Consider the following 17,833-nt stretch of genomic DNA (forward strand, 5'->3'; position numbering starts at 1 on the left):
CGGCTCAGCGGCCCGGTGTGGGAGTGGCCAACCCCGCATCCGGAGCCCGCGTCGTCCCCCGCTCGGCCGGGCCCGGCGTGGCAGCCCGCTCCGCGGCCACCCCACGGCGGACGGGCAGCGCCAGCACGGCGACGGCAACCAGCCCCGCGACCCCGGCGGCGGCGACCAGCGGTCGGGGGTCGACCAGTTCGAGCAGGAAACCGCCGAGCAGGTAGCCCACCATCGACGCGCCCTGCACCGCCGCCCCGTACACGGCGAAGGCACGACCGCGGGCCGCCTCCGGCACCCGGCGGGCCAGCAGCACGTTGCCGAACACGTTGTTGCCGCCGTTGCAGATGCCGCCGAGCAGCCAGATCGGCACCAGCAGGAGCGCGGACGGCACGGCCGCCGAGACGAGCACGGCGAGGCAGCACCCGCCCAGCAGGGTGAGGCCCCACCCGGCCAGCGGGCCGTCGCGGTGGAAGCGCGCCACCGCTCGTACGAAGATCCATCCGCCGACCAGGACGCCCAGCGTCCAGGCGCCGGTGACCAGCCCGTACATGGTCGTGGTGCTGTGCAACGTCTCGCGGATGAAGAACACCTCCACCACGTTGATGGCGCCCACCGCGCCCACCACGCCCGCCACGGCCGTGACCGTGGCGAACAGCAGCGGGTCGCCGCGCAGCCGCCACGCGGGCGCCGGCGTGTGGGTGCTCGCCGCCGGCTCGACCGTCCGGCGGCCACCCCGCCGGGTACGGATCAGCAGCCCGGCAGCCACCAGGGCGAGGTAGCTGGCCGCGTCGACGAGCAGCGGGAGCCGGGCTCCGAAGGTGCCGACCAGCACCCCGGCGAGCGCGGGCCCGGCGAGCGCGCCGAGCGTGCCGGCCGACTGGTGCAGCGCGCTGGCCCGGGGCAGGTCCGCCGGCCGGACCATGGCGGGGACCAGCGCGGTGAGCACCGGCTGCGTCACGGCCAGGCCCGCCGCGAGCAGTCCCACGAGGACGATGACGAGCGCCGGGGAGGTGGCGTACGCCAGCGCGAGGCAGATGGCGGCCTGGAGCACGCCCGCCACGACGAGCAGCGTCCGGCTGTCGACGCGGTCGGCGAGCCGCCCGGTCAGCGGGGCCAGCGCCACGAGCGGCAGCGTGGCGGCCAGCAGCAGGCCGGAGACGGCCAGCCCGCCCGCGCCGGCGCTCTGCAGGGCGAGCGTCAGGGCACTCGCCGCGAGGAAGTCCCCGCAGCTGGAGACGCCCCGACTGACGGTGACGAGCCAGACGTCCGACCAGCGCGACGGAGCAGGTGTGAAGGACATGTTTCGAAAATAATCCTTCACACTTGTCCAGGGCAACCCCTCACTCCAGGGGCAGCGCCTTGAGGTGGATGGAGACGGTGCGCGCGCCCGGGGGCGGGTCCACCCGCGTCCGCTTGCGGTACGGCTCGATCAGCCGGTCCATCGCCTCGTTCAGCTCGGTCAGCTCCTCCGCCGTCAGCAGGAGTTGGCTGTCCGAGAGCCGGGCGGCGTCGTACCACTCGGCGGGCTCGTCGGGCGCGCGCCGCAGCCAGTCCCGGCTGCGCTCCATCTCACGGGCCAGCCACGCCTCGACCAGCGCCCGCTCCGCCGCCCTCGCTTCGGGTTCCGCGCCCCGCCCCGCGTCGACCGTCCAGCCCGAACCGACCGCCCGCCAGATCCGCTCCCGGGCGTCGCCCCGGGTCGGCGCCGGCTCGACGAGGCCGGCCTTGGCCAGCTCCCGCAGGTGGTAGCTCGTGGCGCTCGGCGACTGGCCGACGATCTCGGCGCACTCGGTGGCCGTCGCACCCTGCGGAAGCGAACTCAGATATTCCATGATCGTGAGTCGGGCCGGATGAGCCAGCGCCCGCATCACCTGCGGGTCGCTGATCCTCACCCCACGCCGCTCGGCACGCGGCTCGGTCATCCCCCCATGATCCCGTCCCCCACCCCACCCCGTCACCCACCCCACGCCCGCGCCCCACGCCACCCCGCCTCGCCCCGCCCCGCGCCGCGCCCGCGCCGCGCCCGCGCCTCGCCCCGCCTCGCCCACCTCACCTCACCTCACCTCGCCTCGCCTCGCCTCGGCGATCTTGCACTTGTGGCCCTCGATATGACCGGCTCGCCCGTTTCGCCTGGGCCGAAAGTGCAAGATCGCGGGAAGGGGGGCGGGGCGCGGGGGGGGGCGGGCGGGGTGGGCGCGGGGGGCGAGCGGGAGCGGCGCGCGGGGGCTGTGGAAATGCCGTCGCGGCGGACGGCGCCGGGGCGTAGGGTGGACGACCGCGCGCGTCGCCGCGCCATCCTGCCTACGGGCACAGCCGACACCGCGTCGACGGAGCGCCGGGCGGCCCAGGTCAACCGATCACACGAAACGCACCGGAAGGTCGCCTCGGATGACCCTTGCTGCCCACACCTCACACGATCCCGGCGAACCGGTCGCGCTCGACGCGGAACTCGCCGCCGAACGCGCCCACCTCGAATCGTCCCGGGCCGCCCTGCGCGTGATGCGCGAGCGCGCCCAGGCCCTCTTCGCGACCGGCGACAAGGTCGCCGGTGACGCCTACACCGCCGAGCAACTGGGTCGCCACATGGCGCGGCGGGTCAAGGAGCTGGCCGACGACCCGACCACGCCCCTCTTCTTCGGCCGGCTCGACTTCGGCGACGCCGACCCGGACCACGCGGGCCGCCGGTACCACGTCGGGCGGCGGCACGTCACCGACGAGGCCGGTGAGCCCATGGTGCTGGACTGGCGGGCACCGATCTCCCGGTCGTTCTACCGGGCCAGCGCACGGGACCCGCAGGGTGTCGCGGTACGCCGCCGGTTCGGGTTCAGCGCCGGGGTCCTGACCAGCTTCGAGGACGAGCACCTGGACCGCGGCGAGGAACTGGGCACCACGAGCCGCATCCTGACCGCCGAGATCGAGCGCCCCCGCGTCGGGCCGATGCGGGACATCGTCGCCACCATCCAGCCGGAGCAGGACGAGCTGGTCCGTGCCGACCTCGCGGACTCGATCTGCGTACAGGGGGCGCCGGGCACCGGTAAGACGGCCGTCGGGCTGCACCGGGCCGCGTTCCTGCTCTACCTGCACCGGGAGCGCCTGCGCAGGGCCGGCGTGCTGATCGTCGGGCCGAACCGCGCGTTCCTGTCGTACATCGCGGCCGTGCTGCCGGCCCTCGGCGAGGTCGAGGTCGAGCAGGCCACCGTCGAGGACCTGGTCGCCCGGGTGCCGGTACGCGCCGTCGACGACCCGGCCACCGCCACGCTGAAGCACGACGTGCGGATGGCCGAGGTGCTGCGCCGCGCGCTCGAGGCGCACATCGGCGAACCGACCGAGCCGATCACCGTGTCCGACGGCTCGTTCCGCTGGCGCATCGGCCTGGAGCCGCTGCACCGGGTCGTCGAGGAGACCCGCCGGGAGGGTCTGCCGTACGGCGTCGGCCGGGAGCGGGTCCGGGCGCGGGTGGTGAGCCTGCTGCAACGGCAGGCCGAGGCGCGCCGCGCCGAGTCGCCGAGCGACGCCTGGCTGCGCCGGATGGCGAAGTGCCGGCCGGTGACCGACTTCCTCGACGCCGTCTGGCCGGCGCTCACCCCGGAGGGGCTGGTGCACACGCTGCTGAGCGACCCGGCGGTGCTGGCCGCGGCGGCCGACGGGCTGCTCAGCGCCGAGGAGCAGGCATTGCTCCGGGGGGCCGCCGGTGCAGCGGGCCGGGGCGCGACCGGCACGAAGCTCGGCCGTACGCCGAAGGCCACCCGGTGGACGGCGGCCGACGCGGTGCTCGTCGACGAGGCGTACGGGCTCGTCGAGCGGCCGGCCGGGTTCGGCCACGTGGTGATCGACGAGGCGCAGGACCTCTCCGCCATGCAGTGCCGGGCCATCGCGCGTCGCAGCGAGCACGGGTCCATCACCCTCCTCGGCGACCTCGCCCAGGGCACCGCGCCGTGGGCGGCCACCGACTGGCGGAAGACCCTGGCCCACCTGGGCAAGCCGGACGCCGCCGTGGTCCCGCTGACCGTCGGCTTCCGGGTGCCCGCCGCGGTGGTGGCGTTCGCCAACCGGCTGCTGCCCGCGCTCGCCGTCGACGTACCGCCGGCCGAGTCACTGCGCCACGACGGCGGCCTGGACGTGCGTACGGTGACCGACCTGACCGCCGCGACGGTGGCCGAGGTCCGCGCGGCGCTCGCGCACGACGGCTCGGTCGGTGTGATCGCGGCGGACGACGCGGTGGAGGGGCTGCGCGCGGCGCTCGCCGCCGCCGGGGTCGAGACCGCGACGGCCGACGACGTGGCCGCCGCGGCGCGTGTCACCGTGGTCCCGGCGACGCTGGTCAAGGGCCTGGAATACGACCACGTCGTGGTGGTCGAGCCGGCCGCCATCGTGGCCGCCGAGCCGCGCGGCCTGCACCGGCTCTACGTGGTGCTCACCCGGGCGGTGTCGCGCCTCGCCGTGCTGCACACGGCGCCGCTGCCCGCGCCGCTCGCCTGACTCTCCACCCCGGACGACCGCCCGGCCGGACCGACCGGGCGGTCACCGTCGTCGGCCGCTGCGTGGGACCACCGGGATTGGCACGGTGTCCTACCGTGGTCCCGGCACCACCGTTGCCGGCAGCCACTCCCCCAAAGGAGCAGCCATGATCCTCGCGCGTGCCGTCGAGGCCAGCCGCCGGTACGGCGACGTCCTCGCCCTCGACCGGGTCGACCTGGAGGTGCGGGCCGGTGAGCTGGTCGGCCTGCTCGGGCCGAACGGCGCCGGCAAGAGCACGCTCATGAACCTGCTCGTCGGGCTGCGCCGCCCCACCTCGGGCCGGGTCGAGCTGTTCGACGGCGACCCGCGTGACCCGGCGTCCCGCCGCGCGATCGGCGTCACCCCGCAGGAGACCGGCCTGCCCGGCACGCTGCGGGTCGGCGAGGTCGTCGACTTCGTCTCCGCCCACTACGCCGACCCGGTCCCCCGGGCCGAGCTGCTCGACCGGTTCGGCCTGGCCGACCAGGCCCGCCGGCAGACCGGCGGCCTCTCCGGCGGTCAGCGTCGGCGGCTCGCGGTGGCGCTTGCCTTCGTGGGCCGGCCCCGGCTCGTGCTGCTCGACGAGCCGACCACGGGCCTGGACGTGGAGGCGCGCCACACGCTCTGGGAGGCGATCCGCGCCTTCCACGCCGACGGCGGGACGGTGCTGCTGAGCAGCCACTACCTGGAGGAGGTCGAGGCGCTCGCCGAGCGGGTCGTGGTGATCGGGCAGGGTCGGGTGCTCGCCGACGACACGGTGGACGCGATCCGGGCCGTGGTGGGCGTCCGCCGGGTCAGTCTCGTGGCCGACGACCTGCCCGCGCTGCCCGGTGTGGTGCGCACCGAGCGGGTCGACGGGCGTACGCACCTGCTCACCACCGACGCCGACCAGCTCGTCCGGGACCTGGTCGGGGCCGGCGTGCCCTTCGCCGACCTGGAGGTGCGCCCCACGTCGCTGGAGGAGGCGTTCCTCGCCATCACGGCGGAGGGGCAGCCGCTCGGCGCCGGCGACACCCTCGCCGCCGCCGGCCGACCGACCACCGCCTGAGAAGGGGACGCCCGTGCAGCTCGCCCTGGTCCACACCCGCTACCAGTTGCTGGAGATCATCCGGATTCCGATCGCCGTCGTGGGCAGCGCGTTCTTCCCGGCCGCCGCGATGCTCTTCTTCGTGGTGCCCTTCGCGGGCAAGGACCCGGTCGGCGCCACGTTCGCCACCGCCGCGATGGTGACGTTCTCGGTGATGAGCGCCAACATCTTCCAGTACGGCATCGGGGTCGCCGAGGATCGCGACCAGCCCTGGAACCCGTACACCCGGACCCTGCCGGCCGGGCCGGCGCCCCGGTTCGCCGGTCGGGTGCTGGCCGGCCTCGTGCTCACGTACCTCTCGCTGGTTCCCGTGGTGGTCATCGGCGCGACGCTGACCGCCGCGACGATCACCCCGGCCGCGTTCGTCCTGGCCGCCGCCACCGTCGCCGTGGTGTCGGTGCCATTCACGCTCATGGGGCTCGCCATCGGATACGCGCTGCCGAGCAAGGCGGCCATCGTGGTCGCGCAGATCGTCTTCTTCCCGCTCGCGTTCGGCGGCGGCCTGCTCTCCGCCCCGGACGAGGCGCCCGGGTTCATCGAGGTGGTCGCGCCCTACCTGCCCACCCGCGGCGCCGTCGAGCTCATGTGGGCGGCCGTGGGCGACTACCCGGTGCGGCCGCTCTCGCTCGCCATGCTGGTCGTCTGGATCGTGGTGCTCGCGACGGTCGCCGCCTGGGCGTACCGGCGCGACGAGGGCCGCCGCTTTAGCTGACGATTAGTCCGTTTTTACCTCGTACGTCGACGGGTCGGTGCCAGGATTCCGGCAGGGGGCCGGATCGTGGCCACCCCCGACCGAGAGGGGTCGACGTGACCGTCCCGCCCGGTACGCCCTGCTGGGCCGACCTGGCCACCCCGAACCTCGACGACGCCCGACGCTTCTATCCGGAGCTGTTCGGCTGGACGGGTCGGGTGGCCGCGGAACCGGAGGCGGGCGGCTACACGGTCTTCCTGCTGGGCGGGCGCGCGGTGGCCGGCGCCGGCCCGCCGGCCATCCCCGACCAGGTGCCGATCTGGTCGACGTACATGGCGACCGACGACGCCGACCTGGTCGCCAGCCGGGTCGAGCGGGCCGGCGGGCAGGTCGTGGTGCCGCCGTTCGAGGTCTTCGACAGGGGACGGATGGCGGTCTTCGCCGACCCGGCGGGCGCCTCGTTCAGCGTGTGGCAGCCGATGGGCATGGCCGGCGGCGAGGTGTTCAACGTCCCGGGGGCCATGGGCTGGAACGAGCTGGTCACCCCCGACCCGGAGGGGGCCAAGGTCTTCTACGAGCTGGTCTTCGGTTGGCAGCCGGACGACCAGGCCGTCGGGTCGATGACCTACACGGGCTGGCGGTTGGGCGCCCAGATCGTGGCCGGGATGATGCCTCCGCTCGCCGACGACTTCCCGGACGACCTGCCGGCCTACTGGACGGTCTACTTCGCGGTGGAGGACGCGGACGCGACGGCGGCCCGCGCCGCCGCGCTGGGCGGGACCATCCTCGTGCCGCCCCGGAACGTGCCGGCGGGCCGGTTCGCCGCCCTCCGTGACCCGCAGGGCGCCCTCTTCTCGGTGATCGACATGGGCGCCGCCGAGTAGAGCGCGGGGTCAGCGGGTGCGGCGGACCGGGACTACCAGCGGACCGTGCTCGCCGTCGACGACCCGGACGCTGGCCCGGTAGTGCTCGGCGAGCAGCCCCTCGGTGAGCACCTCCCGGGGCGTCCCGGCGGCGGCCACCCGGCCGGCGGCCAGCAGCACCATGCGGTCGGCGTACTCGCCCGCGATGGAGAGGTCGTGCATGGTGGCGAGCACGGTCAGCCCGTGCTCGCGGCGCAGCTGGTCGACGAGGTCCAGCACCTCCTGCTGATGGCCGATGTCGAGCGCGCTGGTCGGCTCGTCGAGCAGCAGCAGCGTGGCGCCCTGGGCGAGCGCCCGCGCGAGGAACACCCGCTGCCGCTCGCCACCGGAGAGGGTGGCCAGCTCCCGCCGGGAGAAGCCGGCAAGGTCGAGCCGGTCCAGCACCTCGTGCACGACCGCCAGGTCGGCGGCCGACTCCCGGCCCAGTGGCGGAATGTACGGGGTCCGCCCGAGCAGCACGTAGTCCAGCACGGACATGCCGGCCGGCACCACCGGGGACTGCGCGACCGTGGCCACCACCCGCGCCCGCTCCCGGCGGGGCAGCGAGCCGATCGGCGTACCGAAGAGGGTGACGGCGCCCGGCGCGGGCAGCAGGCCGCCGACGGCGCGCAGCAGCGTCGACTTGCCGGCGCCGTTCGGGCCGATCACGGTGACCCACTCGCCGGCCGTCACGGTGAGGTCGACACCGGCCAGGATCGGCGTACCGCCGAGCGCGACGCGCAGGTCGCGCACCTCGACGGCGGGCGCGGCGCTCACGTGAGCACCCGCCGCGCGGTGCGCAGGACGAGGATGAAGAACGGGCCGCCGAGCAGCGCCGTCACCACGCCGATGGGGATCTCCGCGGGGGCGGCGGCGGTGCGCGCCACGACATCGGTGAGCGCCAGGAACGCGGCGCCGAAGAGCAGGGACAGCGGCAGGATCACCCGGTAGCTGCCGCCGGCGAGCAGCCGTACGGTGTGCGGCACGATGATGCCCACGAAACCGATGAGCCCGGTAGCGGAGACCGCGGCGGCCGTGCCCAGCGAGGCGGCGGCGATCAGCAGGTAGCGGGAGCGCTGCGGGTGCAGGCCGAGGCTGGCCGCCTCGTCGTCGCCGACGGACAGCACGTCCAGTTCCCGGCCGTGCAGCAGTACGACGACGGCGGTGAGGACGGCGTACGGCAGGACCAGCAGCACGTCGTGCCAGCCGGCCGTGGCCAGCCGACCGAGCAGCCAGGAGTACACCGCCTGGATGCTGTCGGAGTGGCGTTGCAGCAGGTAGGTCTGCCCGGCGGAGAGGAACGCGGAGACCGCGACCCCGGCGAGGATGAGCATCGCCGGTGAGCGTCCTCGGCCGCCCGCCGCGCCCAGCGCGTAGGTCATGGCGACCGCGCCGAGCGAGCCGACGAACGCGGCGAGCGGGATGGTCACCGGCAGCCCGGTGAGGGCGCCTTCGGTGCCGGCGCCGCCGAGGGCGATCACGGCGGTCACGGCCAGGCCCGCGCCGGCGGCGACGCCCAGCAGGTACGGGTCGGCGAGCGGGTTGCGGAAGACGCCCTGGTAACAGCCACCGGCCAGCGCCAGCAGGCCACCGACCAGCAGGCCGAGCACCACGCGCGGGAGTCGCAGCTCGACCACGATGGCGACCTCCCGCTCGCTGAGCCCGCTGTCCAGGTGGACGCCGGGCAGCAGGTTGAGCAGCTCGGCGGCCACACTGCCGGGTGGAAGGGTGACCGGGCCGAGCGACACCCCGACCACGAGCGCGACGAGCACGGCGGCCACGCCGCCGACCAGCCAGAGCGGGCGCAGGCCGGCCGGGCGGGACGCGGGGAGCGTCCCGGCCGGCCGGGCCTGCGCCGGCGGTCGCACGGGAAGGAGCCTGGTCACCGACGGTCCGTCACGCGGGCACCTTCGCGACCGCGTCCACGATGGCCCGCAGCAGGTCGACCACGCGCGGCCCCCAGCGGGAGGCGATGTCGTCGTCCAGCGCCACGACCTGGTTGTTCTTCACGGCGCTGATCCCGGACCAGCCGCTGCGGGCCTTGACCGTTTCGGCGCTCTGCTGGCAGCACTTCGTGTCGGCCAGGAAGACGAAGTCCGGGTCGGCCTTGACGATGACCTCCTGCGAGAGCTGCGGGTAGCCGCCGTTCTTCCCCTCGGTGTCCGCCGCGTCGGCGATGTTCTCCAAACCGGCCAGCGCGTAGAGCGAGCCGATGAAGGTCTTGCTGGTCGCGCTGTACAGCTCGGGGCCCAGCTCGTGGTAGTAGGTGAGCTTCTCGGGCCGCTGCGGCAGGTCCTTCACGAGCTTGGCGATGTCGTCGCGCATCCGCCGGGTCACGTCGGCCGCCTCAGTGGGGTGGCCGGTGAGCGTGCCCAGGTCGGTGATCTGCTGGTACGAGTCGTCCAACGTCTTCGCCGCGGGCGTGAGGTACACGGGGATCTTCAGCTTGCCGAGCTGGTCCACGATCTTGTTGCGGTCGTCGGAGATCACCACGAGGTCGGGGTTCTTGGCGGCGATCGCCTCGGCGTTCGGCTGGAAGCCGGAGAGGTCGCTCTTCGGCGCCTCGGCCGGGTAGTTCGAGTTGTCGTCGACCGCCACGACCTGCGGACCGGCGCCGATCGCGAAGAGCATCTCCGTCGCGCTCGGCGACAGCGCGACGATCTTCTCGGGGCGCTTGTCGAGGGTGACGGCGCCGACGGTGGCCGGGAAGGCCGCCGCCGAGGAGCCGCTGCCGGCCGAGGGTGTGTCGCCGGCCTTGTCGGCGCAGGCGCCGAGGGCGAGCGCGGCGACCGCGAGGGTCGCGGCGAACAGCCGGGGGGTGCGTCTGGACATCGGTCCTCCTGTCGGTCGAGGAGCGTGGTGCTTCGCCGACAGGAACACTGCGCCCGTCCGCGAGGCGCCCTTCCTCGAGAGCGCGGGTCGCGACCGACCGCAGGCGACCTGGCTCGTCCCCGCCGACGAGGCGGTGGGGCATCACAGTTGCGGGACAGCGCCGGGATCACACCGGCTTCGCTGCGGAACGATCGGTAAGACGGTAGCGCACCACCTGGCCGGGACCGAGCGACGAAAGAGCCCATCGAGCGCCGACGATGATCCGGCCCGCGGCGGCGCGGGCCGGATCACTCGTTGCTGCCGGTATGTCCGGTCCAGGCGGGTGGCGGGGCCCCGCTGGGGGGCGGGACGGGGCCCCACCCGCTCAGGAGGAGGTGATGGTGACGTTGTCCACAGCCGCCTCGACGAGGCTGGCGCCGGAGGCGTCCGCCGCCTGCACGAGGATCCGGACCGACTGCCCGGCGTACGGGGTGAGGTTGAGGTTCGACACCGTCCAGGCGCCGTTGCGGTTGGTGGCCGCGCCGGCCTGGTTGAGCAGCGTGGTGGTGCCCCCGCCGTGCACGACGCTGACCCGGAAGTAGTCGGCCGAGGACGCGTTCGAGCCGTGCGCCAGGTACCAGGCCAGCGAGAGCGTGAGCGTGCCGCTCGCCGGCAGCGTCACCGCCGGCGACTGTGCCGTCGTCACGCCGCCGTCGAGGTCGTAGTCGCCCGCCGCGGCGCCGGCCAGCCGGCCGGTCACGAGGTCGTTGCTGCCGCCGTACGGGGTGAGCTGCTTCGCCCCGCTGGACGTGGTCGCCTGGGCCGCACCCCGCTCGAACGCCCCGAGGGTGGCCGTGTCGGTGCCGGACGGGTTGACGGTCCACCCGGTCGCCGTCTCGAAGGTGTCCGACCAGACCGTGGCGCCGCCGCCACCACCGCCGCAGTACTGCGCCTGCTTGCCGATCGCCCGGTACGGGCAGTCGGCGTACTCGCTGAGCATGAGCACCGCCTCCCGGTTGCGGGAGGTCTGCGCGGGGATCACCTCGTCGGGCGGGTAGAAGCCGCCGCCGCTGGCCGAGCCCGGGTACATCTCGAAGGTGTACGCCCAGATGCCGTGCGCCGCCCACATCCAGTCGATGCTGGTCCCGTCGGCGATGTAGAGGTCGCTGGACTGTTCCGGGGTGTAGCCGTTGGTGGCCGCCATCTGCTGGCCGATGGTGGCGAAGGTGTTGTACTGGTCGGCGCTCATCCCGGTCGGCGTGTTGGCGGTCGTGTAGCCGAAGGGCCAGAGCACGAGCTGCGAGTACGTGTGGAAGTCGATGTTGGCCTTGATCTGCTGGACGCCACCGACCACCCGGCTGTTCACGAAGTTGCGCAGCGCCTGCGTCTCCGTCGCCGAGAAGGCCGACGGGCCGCGGTAGGTCTCCGACGAGGTGGAGCCGGACGAGCCGCCGCAGCAGCCCCACTGGTAGCCCCAGTTCCGGTTGAGGTCGGTGCCGACGTTCGACGAGCCGCTGTTCGGCTGCCGGTTCTTCCGCCAGGACCGGTACGACCCGGTGGCGATGTCGTACTCGCTGCCGTCGGGGTTCACCGTCGGCACGATCCAGATCTCCCGGCCGTTGACGATGTTGGTGATCCGGGAGTCGCTGCCGTAGCCGTCCGTGAAGAGGTTCAGCAGGTAGATCGCCATCTCCACGGTGAGGTGCTCGCGGGCGTGCTGCTGGGCGTTGATGAGGATCTCCGGCTCGTTCTCGTCGGTGCCCACGTTGTCGGAGATCTTCACGGCCATGAGGTCGCGGCCCTCGTACGAGCTGCCGATGCTGAGCTTGCGGGCGATGCTCGGGTGGTCCGAGACGACCTGGTTGACCACGGCGGTCAGCTCGGCGTAGCCGTGGTAGTTCGAGTCGGCGGGCGGGAACGCGTAGGTGCCCACGTCGCCCGCGGCGTCCGGGCTGGACGGCGGCGCGGCGACCCGCTCCAGCCGGTATCCGAGCCGGGCGATGGCCGCGGCCTCGACCGGGGTGGCCGAGACGTGCAGCACGCCGTGCTCGGCGTAATCGATGGCGGCGCCGGTGCGGGCCACCGCGTTGCGGTCGGCGAGCGTACGGGGACTCAGGACGCGGTACTCGGCGGCGGCCGACGCGCCGGGTTCCGGGGCCGGCCGTGCGGAGACCGGCCCGGTGGCGACGGTGACGAGCCCCAGCCCGGCCGCGAGGGCCAGGGCGAGGGTGCGACGGAGACGGACGGGTGTGCGGAGGGCCATGGACAACCTCCTCGGGGGGCGGGAGATCCCGCTCGGTGGAGGACACTCCACCACCCGTCACATGGTCATATCAATATGGATCGCTGTCTTCTCCATGCCAGGCGGATCATCATGCCGGCAAGGATTTTCCATCCATGTAGATATGGCGAAACTTCTCTCCGAGCGAGAGACTGACCGGCAAACGCCCCACCTCCAGACCTGCGGAGCATCCATGGCCAGATCACGCCTGAGCGTGGCCGCCCTCGCCGGCGTCACCGCGCTCACCCTCCTCACCACCGCGCTACCCGCGAACGCGGCCGCGCCGGTCGCGGCCGACCGGGCCGCCACCGCCCGGTCCGTCCAGCACGACGAGCAGATCACCTTCCAGGAGTGGTCGCGGTACCCGGACTGGCGCCGGGGCAGCCACGACGGCACCCGCGCGCTCCCCGGCGCCCGACCCGGCCTCACGCTGGCCCGGCCCATCGGCACCACCGACTACACCGACCCGCACACCGGGGTCACCCGCACCTGGGAGTACGCCAGATGGACCTCGCCGGTCACCGCGGTCGGCTTCGACGCGACGGAGCTGGTCGCGTCGTGGAACGCCGAGACCCCCGCGGGCACCTGGATCCAGGTCGAACTCCAGGGCACCTACAACAACGGCACCATGACCAAGTGGTACGTGATGGGCCGCTGGGCGTCCGGTGACGCCGACATCAAGCGCACCAGCGTCAACCGGCAGGGCGACCCGTGGTCGACGATCCTGACCGACACCTTCAGCATCGACGACGCGAGCGTCGGGGTGCTGCTGCGGTCGTACCAGCTGCGGGTGACCCTCTACCGCGCGCCCGGGCAGGCCGCCGCGCCCGTGGTGCACATGGTCGGCGCCATGAGTTCGAACGTGCCGGACCGGTTCACCGTCACGCCGAGCGCCGGGCACATCGCGTGGGGCGTCGAGCTGCCGGTGCCGCGCTACTCGCAGAACGTCCACGCCGGGCACTACCCGGAGTACGACGGCGGCGGCGAGGCCTGGTGCTCGCCGACGTCCACCGAGATGGTCGTCGAGTACTGGGGACGGCAGCCCTCGGCCGCGGACACCGCCTGGGTGGACCCGACCTACCCGGACCCGACGGTCAACCACGCGGCGCGGATGACGTACGACTACGCCTACGACGGCGCGGGCAACTGGCCGTTCAACACCGCGTACGCGGCCAGCTTCCCCGGGCTCGAGGGGCGGGTCACCCGGCTGCACTCCCTCGACGAGGTGGAACGCTTCATCGCCGCCGGCATCCCGGTGGTGACCAGCCAGTCCTTCCTCGCCAGCGAGCTGGACGGCGCGAACTACGGCACCTCCGGGCACCTGTTCGTGATCGTCGGCTTCACCGCCGAGGGGGACGTCATCGTCAACGACCCCGCCTCGTCGAGCAACGACGTCGTGCGCAACGTCTACCAGCGCGAGCAGTTCGAGCAGATCTGGCTGCGCACCAAGCGCATCAACGCGAGCGGCGGGGTCTCGGGCGGCTCCGGCGGTGTCGCGTACCTCATCAAGCCGGTCAACAAGCCGTGGCCGCACGTGCCCGGCTCGACCAACTGGTGAGCTGAACGACACGACGCCCCGGCCGTCGGGAAGACGGCCGGGGCGTCGTCGTGCGTGGGGGCAGAGCGTCAGCGCGGGGCGTCGGAATCGCGCGGGGCCTCGCCCCCGCCGGCCCGGTCGCCGCCGGCCCGGTCGCCGCCGGCCCGGTCCTCGCCGGCCCGGTCCTCGGCGGCCTGGTCCTCGCCGGCCAGCGCCGAGCGCAGGCGCTCCTTCTCGGCGCGACGCCGCTGCGCGGCACCGGCCATCTCCTCGGCCATCTCGTCCCGCCAGCCCTTGAGCAGGAAGAAGGAGAGCGCCGCGGAGAACACCAGCGCCAGCATCAGCTTCAGGAACACGTTCATGTCGATCAGCCAGAGGGCCGCCAGCACGAGGACGAACAGCCCGAGCCGCCCCAGCGTGTACTTGACCGCCGCGCTCACCTGCACCACTCCGTTCTCGGACCACCGGTCGGTCCGGCGCGCCCCTCACCACCTGCCCGGCGGGCCTTGCAGCCGCCGGGCAGGACGTTCCAGCCCGTTCGGCGGGACATCTCAGCCCGTCCGCCGGGCCAGCCAGCGGACGCCGGGAAACCACACCATTGCGTACACCACCGTGAGGGCGGCCGCCGCCAACGCTCCCGTCAACAGCGACGGTAGGCCCGCGGCCAGGCCGGCCACCAGCAGCCCGGTGACCACGGCGACCGCGGCGGCGAACAGCGCCGCCACCACCCGGGCCGCGCCGAACTCCCAGGCCCGGAAATCCTCCCAGAAGAGCCACGCCGGAAGGATCACCGCGAGCCAGCCGTTCGACCGCCCGAAGTCGCCCGCCCCGAACGAGGCGAACGCCCAGTCGAACAGCACCACGGCGAGGACGCCGATCACCCAGCCGGCGAGGCTCACCCCGAGCAGGTCGCCCAGGAAACGCACCCGCCCGTCGGCGTCGCGCCGGGGAAAGCCGCTCTGCTGCTCCGTCATCGCCTGAAAGGGTACGTGGCCGTCAGGCCCACACCTGCTGCGGCTCGGCGCGCCGCTCCGCCAGGGACGGCGCCGGGTCGTACTCGCGGACGACGGTGTAGCGCGTGTCCCGCTCGACGGGGCGGAAGCCGGCGTCCCAGATCAGGTGCAGCAGGTCCTCGCGGTGCATGGTGCTGGGCGTGCCGTACGAGTCGGCGTCGTGCGTGATCTTGTATTCGACGACCGAGCCGTCCAGGTCGTCCGCGCCGAAGTTCAGCGAGAGCTGGGCTACCGAGAGGCCGTGCATCACCCAGAAGCACTTGACGTGCGGCACGTTGTCGAAGAGCAGCCGGGACACCGCGAAGGTCTTCAGCGACTCGGCCGGCGAGGCCATCGTGGTGCGCGCCTGGATGCGGTTACGGATCTTGCCGTCCGCCGAGTCGACGAAGTCGTGCTGGTAGCGCAGCGGGATGAACACCGCGAAGCCACCCGTCTCGTCCTGCAGCTCGCGCAGGCGCAGCACATGGTCGACCCGGTGCCGCGGCTCCTCGATGTGGCCGTACAGCATGGTCGCCGGGGTCTTCATGCCCTTGCGGTGAGCCAGCGCGTGGATGCGCGACCAGTCCTCCCAGTGGCACTCGTGGTCGACGATGTGCTGGCGGACCTCCCAGTCGAAGATCTCCGCGCCGCCGCCGGTCAGCGACTCCAGGCCGGCGTCCATCAGCTCGTCGAGGATCTCGTCGGCGCTCAGCCCACTGATCTTCTCGAACCACTGCACCTCGGTCGCCGTGAAGCACTTGAGCTTGACGTTCGGCAGCGCCGCCTTCAGCTCGCGCAGCACCTTCGGGTAGTAGCGCCAGGGCAGCGTGGGGTGCAGGCCGTTGACGATGTGCAGCTCGGTGAGCTGCTCGTCCTCCATCTCCTTCGCCTTGCGCACCGCCTCGTCGATCCGCATCGTGTAGGCGTCCTTCTCGCCCGGCTTGCGCTGGAACGAGCAGTACGCGCACGACGCGGAGCACACGTTGGTCAGGTTGAGGTGCCGGTTGACGTTGAACATCACCCGGTCGCCGTTGAGCTCCGTGCGGCGGTGGTGTGCCAGGCGGCCCAGCCAGGCCAGGTCGTCGCTCTCGTACAGCGCGATCCCGTCCTCCCGGCTCAGCCGTTCACCGGCGTACACCTTCGCTTCGAGCTCGCGTTTGAGTCCGGCGTCCATGGCACGTCCCTTCCACCTGCGGTCCCGGTCGAGCGTACGTCGGACGGCCGACGCCGCCGCCGGCACGTCCACGGCCGCGACCCGGTTCACCACATTCTCAGCCAGCCGTTACCCGGCCACGCATCGACAACGTTGCCCCGGCTGAGGTAAGACAGGGTGGGGGACGACACACTGGTAGCGTCCCCCGGGCCGCGTCCACCGGGCGCGGCGACTGCACGGCCAGGGCGGGGAGCGGAATGGTCTACAGCGGGCGCGGGCGACGGCATCGACGACGGAGTCCGGTGATCTCCCCGGTGCTGCGTCCGAAGCTCTGGGCCGCTCTGCTCGGCGCCATCGCCGCCGCGGTGATGGCCACGCCGGTGTACGCCGATCCCGCACCGCCGGCCGCCGTGCCGGACAGCGGCGCCCGGCCCACCGTCACCGGCACGCTCACGCTGCCGGGCGTGCCCGTCACCGGCGTCACGCCGACGCCGGGCGTCCCGGTCGGCAACCTGGGCAACGGTCCGCTGGCCAGCCAGATCTACGCGGCCGAGACCCAGATCGGCCTGCTCGGCGACACGCTGCTCGAGCTACGCCAGAAACGCACCGAGGCGGAAGCCCAGCTCGGAAAGGCCGACCAGAGCCTCAAGGTCGCCCAGGACGCGCTGGTCCGCGCGCAGGAGCAGGCCGACCGGGCCGCCGCCGACGAGATCAAGGCCGCCGCCGCGCTGCCGCCCGGCGAGCTGGCCGACGACATCCAGGGGCTGAGCCGGCTCCAGCGGATCACGCGCGGCCAGAAGGTCGAGGGCTTCACCACGGCCGCGGCCGGTGAGCTGTCCCGCGCCCGCACCGCCGAGCAGGCCGCCTACAAGGCGTACGCGGAGGCCGAGACGGCGCTCCGCACGGCGCGGGAGCAGTTCGACGCCGGTGAGAAGGCGCTGCACGCCGAGGAGGCGAAGCTTCTCGAGCTGCGCCGGAACAACGCGGCGCAGCTCGTCGAGATCGAGCGTCAGCAGGAGGCCGCCGAACAGCGGCTCGGCGCCGGCTACGTGCAGGGGCAGAGCGCCAACGGTCTGGCCGCCCACCCGCGGGCGATGGCCGCCGTCAACTACGCCCTCGCCCAGCTCGGCGACCCGTACCTCTGGGCGGCCGAGGGCCCCGACCGGTTCGACTGCTCCGGTCTCATGTGGGCGGCCTACCGGTCCAAGGGCGCCGACTACTTCGATCTCCCGCGCGTCTCCCGCGACCAGTACTACGCGACCCGCTCCCGCACCGTGGACCGCAGCGCGCTCCTCCCCGGTGACCTGCTCTTCTTCGCATCGGGCAGCAGCTGGACGTCGATCCACCACGTCGGGATGTACATCGGCAACGGCAAGATGGTCCACGCCCCGACCACGGGCGACGTCGTCAAGATCTCTACGGTGTCCTGGTCCCGGCTTTACGCCGCCACCCGCGTCGTCGGGGCGGTGCCGGGGCCCGTGACGACCCCCAGCGTTCCCCCGAAGCCCACGGGCTCGCCGACCCCGAAGCCGACGCAGAGCACGAAGCCCCCGACGAAGCCCCCGACGAAGCCGCCGTCGAAGCCCCCGACCACCCCACCCACCACGCCGACGGACCCTCCGCCGACCACGCCGACGGACCCTCCGCCGACCACGCCGACGGACCCGCCGCCGAGCAGCTCGGCACCGCCGTCCGACCCGCCGCCCAGCAGCCCGAGCACGTCGCCGACGAAGGCGTCCCCCTCGGCCACCAGCAGTGCGGAGGTGACCAAGACCCCGTCGGCGAGCGGCTCGGCGAGCGTGAGCGCCGGCAACTGAGCCGCAAGCGTGCACTCCGGCTGTGCCGCCGGGGCGGAATGTGGCACCGTGACACCCAGGCACGCCCGGCCCGC

General features: G+C 73.3%; 15 protein-coding genes and 1 riboswitch. Of the genes, 6 read left to right on the forward strand and 9 right to left on the reverse strand.

Features of this window, described 5'->3' with window-relative positions:
• Positions 1-4: 4 nt before the first annotated feature.
• On the reverse strand, positions 5-1,291 hold the full coding sequence (locus tag ACSNOA_RS00860; protein WP_436655192.1) for an MFS transporter: 1,287 nt from the start codon (positions 1,289-1,291) through the stop codon (positions 5-7).
• A gap of 40 nt (positions 1,292-1,331) precedes the next feature.
• Positions 1,332-1,913: an ArsR/SmtB family transcription factor gene (locus ACSNOA_RS00865; protein WP_436655194.1), complete on the reverse strand. Its 582-nt coding sequence runs from the start codon at positions 1,911-1,913 to the stop codon at positions 1,332-1,334.
• A gap of 466 nt (positions 1,914-2,379) precedes the next feature.
• Here ACSNOA_RS00865 and ACSNOA_RS00870 point away from each other — a divergent pair, with 466 nt between their 5' ends.
• The 4 genes from ACSNOA_RS00870 to ACSNOA_RS00885 all read left to right on the forward strand — a co-directional run bounded on the left by ACSNOA_RS00870 (position 2,380) and on the right by ACSNOA_RS00885 (position 7,150).
• Positions 2,380-4,470: a HelD family protein gene (locus tag ACSNOA_RS00870; protein WP_436655196.1), complete on the forward strand. Its 2,091-nt coding sequence runs from the start codon at positions 2,380-2,382 to the stop codon at positions 4,468-4,470.
• 145 nt (positions 4,471-4,615) lie between these two features.
• Entirely contained in the window at positions 4,616-5,536 is a 921-nt protein-coding gene (locus ACSNOA_RS00875) for an ABC transporter ATP-binding protein (protein WP_436655198.1), read from the forward strand.
• 13 nt (positions 5,537-5,549) lie between these two features.
• On the forward strand, positions 5,550-6,287 hold the full coding sequence (locus tag ACSNOA_RS00880; protein ID WP_436655200.1) for an ABC transporter permease: 738 nt from the start codon (positions 5,550-5,552) through the stop codon (positions 6,285-6,287).
• 95 nt (positions 6,288-6,382) lie between these two features.
• Positions 6,383-7,150, forward strand: coding sequence for a VOC family protein (locus ACSNOA_RS00885; protein WP_436655202.1), 768 nt, complete (start codon positions 6,383-6,385; stop codon positions 7,148-7,150).
• Positions 7,151-7,159: 9 nt separating this feature from the next.
• Here the strand turns inward: ACSNOA_RS00885 and ACSNOA_RS00890 are convergent, their stop codons facing one another.
• The 4 genes from ACSNOA_RS00890 to ACSNOA_RS00905 all read right to left on the reverse strand — a co-directional run bounded on the left by ACSNOA_RS00890 (position 7,160) and on the right by ACSNOA_RS00905 (position 12,242).
• Positions 7,160-7,945: an ABC transporter ATP-binding protein gene (locus ACSNOA_RS00890; protein WP_436655204.1), complete on the reverse strand. Its 786-nt coding sequence runs from the start codon at positions 7,943-7,945 to the stop codon at positions 7,160-7,162.
• Positions 7,942-9,036 (reverse strand): FecCD family ABC transporter permease, encoded by a 1,095-nt coding sequence (locus tag ACSNOA_RS00895; RefSeq protein WP_436655206.1) that lies wholly within the window; start codon positions 9,034-9,036, stop codon positions 7,942-7,944. Before ACSNOA_RS00895 ends, ACSNOA_RS00890 begins: the two co-directional genes overlap by 4 nt.
• Positions 9,037-9,064: 28 nt before the next feature.
• Complete coding sequence (locus ACSNOA_RS00900; RefSeq protein WP_436655208.1) at positions 9,065-10,000, reverse strand: ABC transporter substrate-binding protein; 936 nt, start codon at positions 9,998-10,000, stop codon at positions 9,065-9,067.
• 81 nt (positions 10,001-10,081) lie between these two features.
• Positions 10,082-10,208, reverse strand: a riboswitch (cobalamin riboswitch).
• A gap of 156 nt (positions 10,209-10,364) precedes the next feature.
• Complete coding sequence (locus ACSNOA_RS00905; protein ID WP_436655210.1) at positions 10,365-12,242, reverse strand: M14 family zinc carboxypeptidase; 1,878 nt, start codon at positions 12,240-12,242, stop codon at positions 10,365-10,367.
• Between the two features lie 211 nt (positions 12,243-12,453).
• On the opposite strand from ACSNOA_RS00905, the gene ACSNOA_RS00910 reads away from it, so the two are divergent.
• Complete coding sequence (locus ACSNOA_RS00910; protein WP_436655212.1) at positions 12,454-13,818, forward strand: C39 family peptidase; 1,365 nt, start codon at positions 12,454-12,456, stop codon at positions 13,816-13,818.
• Between the two features lie 68 nt (positions 13,819-13,886).
• Here the strand turns inward: ACSNOA_RS00910 and ACSNOA_RS00915 are convergent, their stop codons facing one another.
• From ACSNOA_RS00915 to mqnE, 3 genes are all read right to left on the reverse strand, one after another.
• Positions 13,887-14,237: a DUF4229 domain-containing protein gene (locus ACSNOA_RS00915; protein WP_436655214.1), complete on the reverse strand. Its 351-nt coding sequence runs from the start codon at positions 14,235-14,237 to the stop codon at positions 13,887-13,889.
• 111 nt (positions 14,238-14,348) lie between these two features.
• On the reverse strand, positions 14,349-14,771 hold the full coding sequence (locus ACSNOA_RS00920; protein WP_436655216.1) for a hypothetical protein: 423 nt from the start codon (positions 14,769-14,771) through the stop codon (positions 14,349-14,351).
• 22 nt (positions 14,772-14,793) lie between these two features.
• Positions 14,794-15,963 carry an aminofutalosine synthase MqnE gene (gene mqnE / locus ACSNOA_RS00925; RefSeq protein ID WP_436655218.1) on the reverse strand — a complete coding sequence of 390 codons (1,170 nt, stop codon included), beginning with the start codon at positions 15,961-15,963 and terminating at the stop codon, positions 14,794-14,796.
• A gap of 236 nt (positions 15,964-16,199) precedes the next feature.
• On the opposite strand from mqnE, the gene ACSNOA_RS00930 reads away from it, so the two are divergent.
• On the forward strand, positions 16,200-17,759 hold the full coding sequence (locus ACSNOA_RS00930; RefSeq protein ID WP_436655220.1) for an NlpC/P60 family protein: 1,560 nt from the start codon (positions 16,200-16,202) through the stop codon (positions 17,757-17,759).
• Positions 17,760-17,833 lie beyond the last annotated feature (74 nt).

It is taken from the genome of Micromonospora sp. URMC 103 (assembly GCF_051386435.1).
Classification (GTDB): domain Bacteria; phylum Actinomycetota; class Actinomycetes; order Mycobacteriales; family Micromonosporaceae; genus Micromonospora.